Here is a 14,286-nt window from a genome sequence, read left to right as displayed (position 1 = left end):
CCTATATTTGCTCGCTATTTTTTAGGATGAAAAAAAGTATACTATTAATCATTTTTATGAACATTTCTAGTGTTTCATTTGGACAAATGTATGAAGCAGGAATCTCTATTGGAGGCTCTAATTATGTTGGAGATATCGGCAGATTCAACTACATATACCCAAATAAGATTGCGGGTGCCGCTTTTTTTAAGTACAACTTAAACCCTAGAATGGTTCTAAGAGCAACATACAGTTATTTGCCCATTGAAGCAAATGATAAAGATGCAGATACAGATTTTAGAAGAGATAGAGGATCAAGTTTTTCCAATACAATAAACGAATTGGCAGTAGGTTTAGAATATAATTTTTATGAGTACGATTTATCATCTGATGATAAAACTTGGACTCCTTACATTCTATTGGAATTAGCTGCTTTCAACTATCAATATGTTGTTACAGAATCGTCACCAGATGCATATGTTTATGATACTAAGAACTCATTTTCTATTCCTTTTGGTGTTGGATTTAAATCAAAATTAGCAGGTCCTTTAGCATTTTCTTTAGAAGCCAAATTTAGATATACATTTGAAGATGATTTAGATTACAATAATGATACAATTACCGACCTTAATTTTGGAGGCACTGGCAATGATTGGTATATGTTTACTGGTTTTTCTTTAATTTACACCTTTGGAAGACCCGCTTGTTACACCAACGGACTATAATTTATGGATAAAAAACTACGCATTAACCCACAAAGAGTTCCAAAACACGTTGCCATTATTATGGACGGTAACGGTCGTTGGGCAAAAGATAAAGGGATGACTAGAGTTTTTGGACATAAAAATGCATTAACTGCTGTAAGACAAACACTGGAGGCTGCAGGAGAACTCAAAGTAAGATATATCACTCTATATGCTTTTTCTACAGAAAATTGGAAAAGACCTAAATTTGAAATAGACGCTTTAATGAGTTTACTAATTAGTTCACTAAAAAAAGAACTGCCGACCTTTCAAGAAAACAAAATAAAAGTGAATGCCATTGGCAACATAGAAAATCTGCCTAAAACTGCTCAAAAAACATTATTAGATGTAATTCAGAAAACAAAATCAAATAATGAAATGACCCTAACTTTTGCTTTAAGTTACGGATCAAGAGAAGAAATTGTTAACGCAATCAAAAACATATCTAAAAAAGTTGTTAATAAAGAGCTTGATTTAGAAAAAATTGATGAAAATACTATAAATAACCATTTATATACGTTTAATTTGCCCAACGTTGATTTATTAATAAGAACTAGTGGAGAACAACGCATTAGTAATTTCTTATTATGGCAAATTGCGTATGCTGAATTATACTTTACAAATATTCTTTGGCCAGATTTTAGACAAGAACATTTCTATGATGCCATCATAGATTATCAGAATAGAGAAAGACGATTTGGAAAAACAAGCGAACAACTTACAGAATAAAATTTCTATGAAATTACTTTCTACAACTTTAGTGCTTTTTGCACTTTTTTTTAATTTTAGTACGATAGCTCAAATAAAAAAAGACACCATTACCACCGACAAAAATATTTCCTTCGAAAAAGGAAAAGAATATATTTTGGGTGGAATTTCTGTTACTGGTTTAAAAAAATTTAGCGAAGAAACTGTTAAAATTTTTACTGGTTTAAGAAATGGACAAGTTATAAAACTACCGGGAGACAAGCTTACAAGTGCTATAAAAAAATTATACGAAAGCAAGCAATTTAGCAATGTAGATGTATACTTGGCAAAAGTAGATGGCAACACCGTTTACCTACAATTTGATGTGCAAGAATTACCACAATTAAATCAAGTAAAAATTACTGGTGTTAAAAAATCTAAAGCAAAAGAACTTGTTAAAGAGGCTGAATTAAAATCAGGGGCAATGCTTACCGATAACTTAATTGTAACCACAAAAAATTATATTACAAAGAAATACACAGATAAAGGATATCTGAAAACAAAAGTAAACCTAGCTGTAAAAAAAGACACCGCAGACCTCAATACGGTGAATATAAATGTCTTTGTAGATAAAGGTGTTCGAATAAAAATTAAAGAAATTGTTTTTACTGGAAATAAAAAATTTACAGATAAAAAGCTGAAAAAGGCAATGTCTAACACCAAAAGTAAGTTTGTTGGTCGTTTCTGGAAAGCATCAAAATATATAGAAGAAGATTATCAAGAAGATTTAGAAAATATTTTAGATAAATACAGCCGATTAGGCTTTAGAGATGCTCGTATTTTAAGTGATAAAATTTCTTGGAATGATGACAATACAATTAATCTAAATATAACATTAGAAGAAGGAAAACAGTACAAATTTGCTGATATTTTATTTGTTGGAAATAAAGAATACACCGATGATGAATTAAGAGCAGTGTTAAGAATTGATAAAGGTGATGTTTATAACGGCGCTGTGCTTAAAGAGCGCGTAAAAGGTGATGGATCTCCTAATTCTGAAGATATTTCTACCTTATACCAAGATAATGGTTTCTTATTCTCTCAAGTAAATGCTATTGAAACAAGGGTGAAAAATGACTCTATTACCGTTGAAATTAGAATTAGAGAAGATGAAAAAGCACGTATTAAAAAAGTTACAGTAACGGGTAATGATAAAACAAATGACCATGTTATTTTTAGAGAATTACGTGTTAAACCGGGAGATTTATTTAGTAGAAGTGCTATTATTAGGTCTATTAGAGAAATAGGTCAATTGGGTTTCTTTGATCAAAATGTATCACCAGATGTTGTGCCAAATTATCAAAATAAAACAGCTGATATAGACTTTACAGTAGTAGAAAAAGGTGGAAGTCAGATAGAACTGCAAGGGGGTTATGGAGGTGGTTCTTTTATAGGTACTCTTGGTTTATCTTTTAATAATTTCTCTATTCGAAATTTATTCAATAAAGAATCGTACAATCCTTTACCAATGGGAGATGGTCAAAAACTATCTTTACGTCTACAAACGAGTAGAACATTTAATACTTATAGTTTTTCATTTACAGAACCTTGGTTGGGAGGCAGAAAACCACAATCTTTATCGTTTTCTATTTACTCATCAAATCAGTATCAATTTAACTTTCAAACAGGAGATGTAGATAGAAATCAAAGTTTAGGTATTATTGGTGCCTCTTTAGGTTTAGGACAACGTTTAAAATGGCCAGATGATTTCTTTCAATTATCGCAAACTATTTCTTATCAAAGTTTTAATTTAAATAACTATGGATTTAGAGTTGGTAGTGATATTTTAAATAATGGAACTTTAAATAACTTGTCGTATAACGCAGTTATTAGCAGAAACTCTGCAGGACCAAGTTTAATTTTTCCTACTTATGGTTCTGAATTTTCTCTTGCCGTAAAAGCAACTTTGCCTTACTCTCTATTCAGTGATAAAGATTACGCAAATTTAGAAACTCAAGAAAAATACAAATGGTTAGAATACTATAAAATAACAGCAAAAGGTAAATGGTATACTTCATTTACAGATAAATTAGTATTGATGACCAACGCAGAAATGGGTTATTTAGGATTTTATAATTCAGAATTAGGTCAAAATCCATTTGAAAGATATTTTGTTGGAGGAGATGGAATTGCACAATTTCAGTTAGATGGTAGAGAAACAGTTGGATTAAGAGGATATGAAAATAATAGATTATCATCTGCTGAAGGAGGAACAATTTTTAATAAGTTTCAAATGGAATTAAGATTTTCTATAACAGATTCTCCTTCTGCCTCTATATATACACTAGGATTTTTAGAAGCGGGTAATTCTTATGACAATTTTGAAACATTTAATCCGTTTGAATTAAAACGTTCAGCAGGATTAGGTGTAAGAATTTTTATGCCGGCCTTTGGTTTATTAGGTATAGACTTTGCACATGGCTTTGACCCTTTACCTGGATTAAGGGAAAAATCTGGCTGGCAAACACATTTTATTATTGGAAGACAATTCTAGAAAAACTGTACATTTGTAATGTCAATGGGTTTTTTTGGCACGGTTTTTTCTAAATACATTATACAAATGAAAAAAATATTTTTATTAGTTTTTCTGTTATTTACAGCCACAAACTTTTGGTCCCAAAGAAATCAAATTATTGCATATATAGATATGGAGTACATTCTAGAAAATGTTCCAGAATATATGCAAGCGCAAAATACATTAGATGCTAAAATTGGAAAATGGAGAAAAAAATTAGACAAGCAAGCACGTCATATAGAAGTGCTAAAATCTGACTTAGCGAACGAAAAAGTAATTTTAACGAAAGATTTAATCGAAGAAAAAGAAGAGGAAATTACTTTAAAACAATTTGAATTAAGACGTTTAGAATCTTTATACTTTGGTCCTAAAGGAGATATGTTTTTGGTAAGAAAACAATTGGTAAAGCCTATTCAAGATCAAGTTTTTAATGCGATACAAGGGATTGCAAAAAGAAAGAAGTACGATTTTGTATTTGAAAAATCTAGTGATTTGATTATGTTGTATTCAAATAAAAAATACGATATTAGCGAACTTGTTTTATCTACAATAGATAGAACAAGATTAGCAAGCGAAAAAAAGGAGCAAAAAAGAAAAAAAGCGAATGCTCCTGGCAAAGAGTTAACGGAAGCACAAAAAGAAGTTATTGCTAAAAAAACTGCAGATAAAGAATTAAAGCTAGCAGAAGCGAAGAATAAAAAAGTGCAGGCAGTTGCTAAAAAAGTAGCAGATAAAGAAGCGAAGAAAAAAGCAATTGCAGAAAAAAGAGCCGCTCTTATTAAAAAACGAGAAGAACAAAGAAAAGTTTTAAGAGAAAAGAAAGAAGCCCTCAGAAAGAAAAAAGAGGAAGAACGAAAGAAGAAAGAAAATAATTAAATAAAGTCAAGAATAATAATTAAATTAAAACAAGAATGAAAAATTTAAAAACGTTACTATTAATTGCTGTGTTTACTTTAGGAGTAGGTGGTGTTGCGAATGCACAAAAGACGGGTCATATAGACTTTGAAAAGTTAGTAGCTGAAATGCCTCAAACAAAACAGTTGAAATTAGATATTGAAAAGTTAAGTAAAACTTATCAAGATGAGATTGAGGGAATGGCGCAGAAATTAGACAGTAAAATGAAAAAGTATACTGCAGAACAAAATGCACAGACAAGAGAAATAAACGAGTCTAGAGCTCAAGAAGTACAACAAGAGAGAGCTAGATACGAACAATTAAGACAAACTGCGTTACAAGAAATGCAGAAAAAACAGGCAGAAGGCTTAAACCCAATTATAGAAAAAGCACAGAAAGCTATCGAAGAAGTAGCAGCTTCTAAAGGTATTTTATACATTTTAGACGCTTCTGTCGGTAAAGGCTTACTAGTTAAAAAAGGTGAAGATATTTTTGCAGCTGTAAAAACGAAATTAGGCTTCTAAAAACAAACTTTTAAATAAGATTCTAAAACCTACTTTTTTAAGTAGGTTTTTTTATTTTTACATATATGAAATTAACTAGTTTTCCAATTGGTATTTTTGATTCTGGAGTTGGTGGCACTTCTATTTGGAAAGAGATTAAGACACTTTTACCAAACGAAAACACCATTTATCTTTCTGATAGCAAAAATGCTCCTTATGGAGAAAAAAGCGAACAAGAAATTATTGATTTATCTATAAAAAATACAGAATATTTACTTCAAAAAGATTGTAAACTAATTGTTGTAGCGTGCAACACTGCGACCACAAATGCCATAAAAATATTAAGAAAAAAGTATGCTATTCCTTTTATTGGTATTGAGCCTGCTATAAAACCTGCAGCGATTCAAACTAAAACAAATAATATTGGAATACTGGCCACTAAAGGAACCTTGAACAGCACGTTATTTGAAAAAACCACAAATACTATTACTAAAAAAATAACAACTATAGAAACGATAGGAAAAGGCTTAGTTGAATTGATTGAAAACGGGAAAATAAATTCTTCAGAAATGAATGAATTACTTTCTTCTTATATCACACCGATGCTAGAAGAGGATATTGACTGTTTGGTTTTAGGATGTACACACTACCCCTATTTAATACCTCAAATTAGAGAAATCACTGGAGAGAAGATTCAGATTATAGATTCTGGAGAAGCAGTTGCAAAACAAACCAAAGCGATCTTAGAAAAACATCATCTTTTAAATAATAATGCAAGAAAAGGAAAGCATCAGTTTTACATCAATAAAAACAAACAAGTTTTAAAAATGCTCATTTCTAATGACAATAATGAGCTAGTGAAAATTGATGAAAGGGAGTTTTAAAATCGTCTAACAGAGGAATTAATGTTTGGACAAGCAGCAGCTCTTTGTTCTCTAGTCCATAAATTTATACCCACAGAAATTTGATGAAATCCAGATGTTGTTAAAACAGTCTCATTCATTTGGTTTGTGTATGTATAAGAAAACATTAAGTTATCATAATTTAAACCAATAATTGGAGATACAAATTGTGCGTTTTCGATAGCGTTAACATCAAAACTTTTTCGATATGAAAGTGCCGCCCAAAGTTGTAATTTTGAAAAATCCTTGTACACTTTCATATTAAAATCTGCAATTCGTTCTCCTGTACTCTCTCTAATTTGGAGCATCAAAGATGGTTCAAATTGAACAAAAAGATCTTGGCCAAAATAATATCCAGTAGAAAAAATATAATTTCTTAAATCTAAAGGTTCCTGAACATTTAAATTATTCTTAGCCGTTAATAATAAATTTTTTACTGTAAAATAGGAAGAAAAACCTCCCAAATGATAAGCAACACTAAAATCTGCGTTATAATAGCTTGTACTTTCTACAACAGCAGCAATTGCTCTATCTCCGGTAAAAGTTCTTTGGTCTGATTGATTTTGAACAAAGGTAAAAGCCAATCCAAAAGAAAGTTGATTAAACAGTCTCCCATCGGACATTGGCAAATGATATGCATAAGAACCTTGTATTCCTTTTTGAGAATGGAAACCGTTTTTATCATTGAATAAAACAAATCCATAACCGGCATTAGATTCTTCACTAATTTTGGTATGAAAACTCAAAGTTTGTAAAGCTGGTGCATTGGGTATTCCCGCCCATTGTTGTCTTGCAGTAAATCTTAATTTACTAGAATTACCAATACCTGCAGCCGATGGGTGCACTAAATATACATTATCAGAAAGATAATCTTGGTATATCGGCAACGTCTCTTGCGAATTAATTTTTAATGAAAAAAAGCATAAAAATAGTACGCAAAATCTAAAGTATAAAAACTTCATTCAAACACTGATTAATTTAAGTTATCAAATATATTCATTTTACAAGAACAAATACTTATCACCTGAAGTTTTAACACTATAATTAAACTAAAAAAAGAAAAATCTATTGCAATATTAATAATCAATGATTTTTAATTTTTACATGTTTGCACCTATACAGTATCCTTAATTTGAAACCCTAAATTAGCTTTTAACCAACTCTAATTCTAACTCTTCTAAAGATTTTCCTTTCGTTTCAGGTAATATTTTCACCAAAACAAAGAATCCTACTAACGCAATTATTCCAAAGATAAAAAAGGTAAGTGCATTTCCTAAATTAGATAACTCCCAAGGAAAAACTAACTGCACTAAAGAACTTATTAACGAATTTATAAAAGCAATAATACCAATTGCTAATCCTCTATATTTTAATGGATATAATTCTGACAATAATACCCACATAACTGGACCCAGTGAAAATGCAAAACAGGCTATAAAACCTAAAATTCCGATTAATATTAAAGTAGCATTAATCGTAGTTGCTGCTTCCAAAATAGCGCCATCATTCTTACTATATATTTTATTCCCTAAAATCGCTTTTACATCGTTCTTAAAATCAATATCATTATCATATACTTTATCTACAAAAGGTAGTAATTTTTGGGATTCAGAAAATTCTAATTGATTAATTTTTTCTGCTGATAATTGATATGTTGCCTGATTAAAACCATAAGCACACAATAATAAACTAACTGCAATTCCCGCCGTACCGAACAACAATAAAGGCCTTCTGCCTGTTCTATCAATTAAATAAATAGCAACAAAAGTAAATATAACTGAAATCGAACTTAATAAAACTCCGGATGAAAAAGCAGCATCTGTTCCTATTCCTGTTTGTTTAAAAATGGATGTTGCATAGAAATACACTGCATTTATACCTGTAATTTGTTGCAAAACTCCAACAATTAAACCAACAACTAAAATAAAGCGTAATGATGATTTTAATATATCTTTAATTTTTAATGCTTCTTTGTTTTTCTCAGCATGTATATTTTTTTCGATAGCAGCAATTTCTTCCTCTCCTCTTTCAGTACCATGAATTTTATTCAAAACTATTTTCGCTTCCTCGAAATTCCCTTTTAAATATAACCAACGTGGACTTTTAGGGATAAAAAACAAGAAAATAAAATAACCTACTGCAGGAATAAACTCGACCCCTAACATCCATCTCCAAACGTTTTCATCGGTTAAAAAAGTACTTTCTGATGTATTATATTTATTAAAAAAATAATTACTTAAAAATGCCGCAAAAAAACCAAAAACAATGTTTAGTTGCTGCAAAGAAACTAACTTTCCTCTATTTTCTGCTGTTGAAATCTCTGCAATATAGATCGGTGCTAAAACCAACGCTGCACCAAAAGCGATACCGCCAATAATTCTTGCAACATATAGCATTTCATAAGATGATGCCATGGCAGATAAAACAGCAGAAATAGCATATAAAAAAGCTACAAAAATCAATGTTTTTTTTCTTCCAATAACATCACTCAACCTTCCTGAAAATAACATCGCAAACATGGCCGCAAATGAAGGGGCACTTACCACCCATCCAGATTGAATTTCGCTTAAATCAAATTCTGGCCCCGCAAAAGACATGACTCCGGAAATAATGCCGGCATCAAAACCAAAAAGGAATCCGCCTAATGCAACTATAAAACTTATAAAAATGGTGTATGCCTTATTATTCATAATTCATTTTGAATTTTAAAAAAGTAAATTTAGTAAATTATTGTTTGCATTGCACGTGGTGCTATTTCTAATACAGTTTCACTTTCACCAACAATAAGTTTATACCCTATTTTAGTATCTGTTTTATTCATCACTACGGTTACAATTTCCCCGTTTTTATTTTTAAAAGACGTACTTTCAATAGTGGTTCTGCTTGTTGTTGTGCTTACTCGCAAAGCTCCTGGATTTATGAATTTTGAAAAGTGACCAATATAATAATAGGTTGGTGTAAATGTCAATTCTCCTGTTTTTGTATCTGCATGAATTGGTGCAAAGCAAAAATTCTGAACATGATTTGGACCACCTCTTTCATCTAGTAAAATATTCCAATCTGTCCAACCAACAACACCGCTATTAAAATCGTTTATCATAGAATTTCCGTACCGTTCTGCATTTGGCCAAAATTGTAATTTTTCCGAATTAAATCCTTCTGCACAACCTTCTGTAAATAGCATATTCTTAGATGGAAAAGATTCATTTATGTTTTTTAGATTATCATATTTTGGCAAACCTCCAGTCCAAGTTTCATACCAATGAAAACCGATACCCCAAGCATATCTTGACGCCTCTGGATCTTCAAAAATAGTATTTGCTCTTTCAGAAATTAAATCTCTATTATGATCCCAAACAACAATTTTTTTATCTCCTAAACCTTCTTTTTCAAGTGTAGGTCCTAAATAATTTTTTAAGAAATCACGTTCTTCGGTAGCCGTATAAATACAAGACTCCCATCTTTGAACGGCCATCGGTTCATTTTGTATGGTTAAACCCCAAACAGGAATCCCTTCTTTCTCATACGCTTTAATAAACTTCACATAATAATCTGCCCAAGATTGACGAAATTCTGGAAGTAACTTACCTCCTCGTAACATATTTTTATTGCTTTTCATAAAAGCTGGCGGACTCCATGGACTTGCATAAAAAACGACATCATCCTTAATTAGTTCAATCGCTCTTTTTATAAACGGAATTCGTTTCTGTTTGTCTTTTTCAATTGAAAAAGTCTTTAATGCTGCATCACCCTCTTCAATATAGGTATGACTTCCTAAACCAAAATCACTACTATGAATACTCGTTCTAATAATATTATAACCAATACCTTCTTTACCATATAAGGATTGCAATAATTTATTTTGCTGCACATCATTTAACGTTGAAAAAACTTCAGCGGAAGCATCTGTAATAGCGCCACCAATGCCTAAATATTTCTGAAAAGTCTTTTTTGGGTTCACAAAAATAGCCACTTCGGTTTCTAACGGCTGTACCTTATTTTTAAAAGTTTGTTCACTTGTTTTTGTTAGTCTTAGCTCTGTATCTTTTGCTGTTGTATACACTCTCAGCGTTTTATTCTTGTAATTTTCTATAGAAGAAGTGGCCAAGTTTTCAGTTTTATTTACTTCTTTAATTTCTGAATCTGAACAAGATACAATTATTAGTAAAAAAAATAGTATGCTGCAATTTTTTAAGGTCATGTTTATAAAAATTAGAGATAGATGATTTTTCAAATATAATATTTAAATAAGATTAATCTAATAATTTTCGAAATTCATGTTTTACCCAATCAACTTCTAAAACCCATTCCCCTTTCATGGGTGCATCTGTGATTTTGGCGAAGTTTAAGATAGCAAACATCTTTTCGGGGTAAGTATCCCCCTCTCCAATATTTCGGTATATTTCTGTATCATCAACTCTATAAACGAGATCACTACCCTCCCACTCTACAGAATATTCGTGATAATCATTTAAAGTAACATCAAATCCTTTGCGTAAACTCCACCAATCACCTTTATCACATTCTCCTAAATTTTTAATAGCTCCAGCTGTGAAATGATTTTTCTGATGATCTCCATGATGTTCAAAAATATCGATCTCACCAGAACCGGTTAAAGGCCAGCAAATGTTTTCATCAGCTTCTTGAATTGGGGATTCGTTATTCTGCGCACCAAGAATCCACCAAGCAGGAAACATACTTGGTTCTCCATTGCTCTCAAGCTTTAATCTTGCTGTCCATTTTCCCTTTATAAATTCTTTTTTATTTTTTGATACTACTCTACCCGCCACATATTGGGTTTCTGGATGTTGTTTTCCATGTTTGTCAAAATTATCGCAAGGACGTTTTGTGCCAATATTTATAACCTTTAACTTTAAGGAGCCATCACTAACTTCTCTAGTTCCGAATTCATTATCAGGAACATAACAATGTGTTTCGTTATTTACCCAAATACGCTGGTCTTGCCAATTTTCGGTATTAAAAACATCAAAATTATCCAAGAAATCTAATTCCCAAACATTAGACCCTACTATTTTTATTGGGTCTTTTTTATCTTTTATTTTACAAGATATTGTAAGAATCCCTATTGCAAAGAAACTTAGTATGTAGTAGAAATATCTATTTTTCATTTGATCTGTTTAATTGAATTATTTTAAATATTTTGATTTATGTTTTCCTAAAAAAACTGTATCCTCTTCTATACTCTGCTGATTCTTTTAGATATCTCAAAAGGAAGTGATAAACTTAAATACAGAATGGTAAAAGAATTAGGTATTTTCTTCCAGTAATTGTCTGTTTAATTTTTTATTAGTTTCTTTTGAAAACTTCCTTGATCCGTCTCTAAAATTAGAAAATAAATCCCAGAATTTAAATTAGATAAATTATAAACATTGTTTATTAAATTAGGTTTTAACTTTTGCACCAAACGTCCATTCACATCAATAATCTTTAGCTTCTTAATATTTTGTTGGTTATTTAATTTTACATAAAACCTCGCTGAAATAGGATTTGGAAAAACTACTACCTTATTATTTTTTGCTCTATCAAGACTTAAACTATTTACAAATTCGAATTCAAACCAGTTCATATTAAAACCAGCTTTTAAAACCTCCATTTTTAAAGTATAAACCCCTGCGTCTAAAACGGTTTTTGTAGATGTTGTTTGCCAAGATTGCCAACCACCTGTAACTGGCAAATCTATTTGAGAGATACTTTTAGTTGTTACATTATTAATTAATTTAAATTCAATTTTTCCTGCATTAGATTGCGCGGCTGTTCGCACATTTAGATTATAATTACCCCTGTCAGAAATATAAATTAAATACTCTGCATAATCACCAATATCTGTATAACCAATATTTTGTCCTGTTCCAATATCCGTTGTATTTTCTGTTTGCAGTCCAACTTGATTGGTGAACTCTTCGGCTTGTATTTTTCCTGGCACTAATAGTCTAGCTATTAAATTATTGTTGACAGTTAGATTTTCAAATACATCTAAATTTGAGTTGTATATTGATGTGATAATAGTACCGTTATAACTTACTTTTATTTCATCTTGATAAAACAAATAATCTGCTAAATTTATTTTTACAAACCTAGTCGTTGAAGCATCTATTTCTGCTGATTCTATCGTTCTAGAATTATTATTTACCATTATTTCAAACAAACTATTTGTTAAGTCTGTTTGGTTTATTGGATGATTTAAAACAATCTTTATTGATTTTTCATCAGCATTCGTACTCGCGCTTAATACTTCAAAATCCGGAATTGCATCTGTTGATTTTAAAAACTCAATACTACTCATGTTAAATTCTGAATTTCCATCAACTTGAACTTTTAAAACCTGATTTCCAGCTTCTAAATATGCATTTTCTATATAGTGATTTACAAAATTGCTCCAACCTCCACTATTCCCTAAATTTACATTTCCTACAATATCAACATCATTTACAAAGAGTTTTACTTTTGCTCCAGATTGCGTTGTCGCATATCTAAAATTAATATTATAGAAACCTGTTTCTGTAACTTCAACAGTATATTTTAACCATTCTTTATTTTTCGTATACCCAATATGATAACCATTGCTGTTTATATTATCTGAATTTGTTTGAATGTCTACACCATCATTTCTATAGTTCCAACCAGAATTCCATGGCTGATAATCTTCACCTGTAGACAACGTGTAGTTTGCATAATCAACATCATAATAAGCAATACCATTAGTTCCCAAATCATAATCAGACAAATAAACAATTCCTGGTAAGGTATGATTGGCATAAGGAATATGAGTTTCATCTTGAGGTTGTCTTAAAACTGCATCTACAACATCTTTATAATACACGTTATTATCTAACAATAAATCTGTTGTTAATTGACTTAAACCCTGCACAGCTTCATCCACAGAAGGTTGAGGTCCTTCCCCTTTCCAATAATTTATAATAGCTTCATAATTGGAGTTCGAATTAATAGAATAAGGGCAAGTAATCGTTTCAATTCTCTTCCAGGGCCACCAAGCCCAACCAATATTGTTATCTTCAAACAGGTTTATAGCCTCTGTAAACCAAGCATTAGAGTTCTCCCCAGATTCCCCAAGCCAAAGCGGCACATTGTGTTGTTCTCTTATATCTAACACCCATTGCATAGAAGCAGTATCGTTATACGTCCAATATTTATGTGGACTGTAGACCATATTCGAATCCCATGGTGGCGTTAAACCAGAAAAGTCATTCGCAAATCCATTTCCTTCAATAAAAAGAATATGATTAGCATCTACTGCTCTAATTTCATTGGTAATTCTAACATACAAATCACGAAGTACATTTGTTCCTAAAGGCCAGTTTACTTCGTTTAACAGATCATAACCACCAATCCATTGTTTGTCTGTGTAACGTTCCGCCAGTTTCCCCCATAAAGCAACTGTTTTACTTTTATTAAATTCGCTTTCCCATAAAGAAGGTTTTGTATCGTCATAATCAGAGATCGCTGCATCTTTTCCTTGGCCACCAGGAGCAGCATGTAAATCTAGGATCAAATAAATTTGATTAGATTCACACCAAGTTAACAGCTCATCAACCATTTCAAAACCGGTATTTAACCACGTGTTTTCACCCTCAACAGGCTCCTCTTCTATGGGTAATGTAAATAAGTTGTAGTGCATTGGTAATCGAATGCTATTATAGCCCAATTTCGCTATGGAATCTACATCTTGTTTTGTAACAAAATTATTTCGCCAATTCGTGTAAAATTCTGCTGTTTTATCTGCGCCAATTAGCGTTGTTAGTTTCTGTATAAACTCGTGTTGCGTGTCTGCTGCTCCAGAAGAATTCATCATATACCCTTCTTGCAACATCCAGCCACCTAAACCAACTCCTTTTAATAAAACCTCTTCTGAGTTTAAGTTGACTATTTTTTTACCTAAAGTTCTTAACCCTTGAGAATTTGCAGAGATAGCTAGAACAAGAAATATATATATAAAATATTTTTTCATAAAAATTATTAACCCT

11 protein-coding genes are annotated in these 14,286 nt (G+C 31.3%); 6 read left to right on the top strand and 5 right to left on the bottom strand.

Annotated features, from left to right (window positions below):
* Positions 1-26: 26 nt before the first annotated feature.
* The 6 genes from BLT88_RS02470 (at position 27) to murI (ending at position 6,265) form a co-directional block, all read left to right on the top strand.
* Positions 27-704: a DUF6089 family protein gene (locus BLT88_RS02470; RefSeq protein WP_091952794.1), complete on the top strand. Its 678-nt coding sequence runs from the start codon at positions 27-29 to the stop codon at positions 702-704.
* 3 nt (positions 705-707) lie between these two features.
* Positions 708-1,451 (top strand): isoprenyl transferase, encoded by a 744-nt coding sequence (locus BLT88_RS02465; protein WP_091952792.1) that lies wholly within the window; start codon positions 708-710, stop codon positions 1,449-1,451.
* A gap of 7 nt (positions 1,452-1,458) precedes the next feature.
* Positions 1,459-3,963: an outer membrane protein assembly factor BamA gene (gene bamA / locus BLT88_RS02460; RefSeq protein WP_091955619.1), complete on the top strand. Its 2,505-nt coding sequence runs from the start codon at positions 1,459-1,461 to the stop codon at positions 3,961-3,963.
* Positions 3,964-4,029: 66 nt separating this feature from the next.
* Positions 4,030-4,860, top strand: coding sequence for an OmpH family outer membrane protein (locus BLT88_RS02455; RefSeq protein ID WP_036788054.1), 831 nt, complete (start codon positions 4,030-4,032; stop codon positions 4,858-4,860).
* A gap of 35 nt (positions 4,861-4,895) precedes the next feature.
* Positions 4,896-5,402 (top strand): OmpH family outer membrane protein, encoded by a 507-nt coding sequence (locus BLT88_RS02450; RefSeq protein WP_036783973.1) that lies wholly within the window; start codon positions 4,896-4,898, stop codon positions 5,400-5,402.
* 65 nt (positions 5,403-5,467) lie between these two features.
* Complete coding sequence (gene murI, locus BLT88_RS02445) at positions 5,468-6,265, top strand: glutamate racemase (RefSeq protein ID WP_091952790.1); 798 nt, start codon at positions 5,468-5,470, stop codon at positions 6,263-6,265.
* Here the strand turns inward: murI and BLT88_RS02440 are convergent.
* From BLT88_RS02440 to BLT88_RS02420, 5 genes are all read right to left on the bottom strand, one after another.
* Positions 6,262-7,245: a type IX secretion system membrane protein PorP/SprF gene (locus BLT88_RS02440; protein ID WP_036783979.1), complete on the bottom strand. Its 984-nt coding sequence runs from the start codon at positions 7,243-7,245 to the stop codon at positions 6,262-6,264. The two genes, murI and BLT88_RS02440, sit on opposite strands and share 4 nt — an antisense overlap.
* A gap of 183 nt (positions 7,246-7,428) precedes the next feature.
* Complete coding sequence (locus BLT88_RS02435) at positions 7,429-8,973, bottom strand: sugar porter family MFS transporter (protein WP_036783981.1); 1,545 nt, start codon at positions 8,971-8,973, stop codon at positions 7,429-7,431.
* Positions 8,974-9,002: 29 nt separating this feature from the next.
* The gene (locus BLT88_RS02430) at positions 9,003-10,484 is read right to left on the bottom strand and encodes a glycoside hydrolase family 30 beta sandwich domain-containing protein (RefSeq protein WP_091952788.1); all 1,482 of its coding nucleotides are present in this window, start codon (positions 10,482-10,484) and stop codon (positions 9,003-9,005) included.
* 52 nt (positions 10,485-10,536) lie between these two features.
* Positions 10,537-11,412, bottom strand: coding sequence for a family 16 glycosylhydrolase (locus tag BLT88_RS02425; protein ID WP_172824229.1), 876 nt, complete (start codon positions 11,410-11,412; stop codon positions 10,537-10,539).
* 167 nt (positions 11,413-11,579) lie between these two features.
* Entirely contained in the window at positions 11,580-14,270 is a 2,691-nt protein-coding gene (locus BLT88_RS02420) for a carbohydrate-binding protein (protein WP_091952786.1), read from the bottom strand.
* Positions 14,271-14,286 lie beyond the last annotated feature (16 nt).

The organism is Polaribacter sp. Hel1_33_78, from assembly GCF_900106075.1.
In the GTDB taxonomy this organism is placed as follows: domain Bacteria; phylum Bacteroidota; class Bacteroidia; order Flavobacteriales; family Flavobacteriaceae; genus Polaribacter.
Note: the sequence above shows the minus strand (reverse complement) of the source record. Positions and strands in the feature narration are given on the sequence as shown.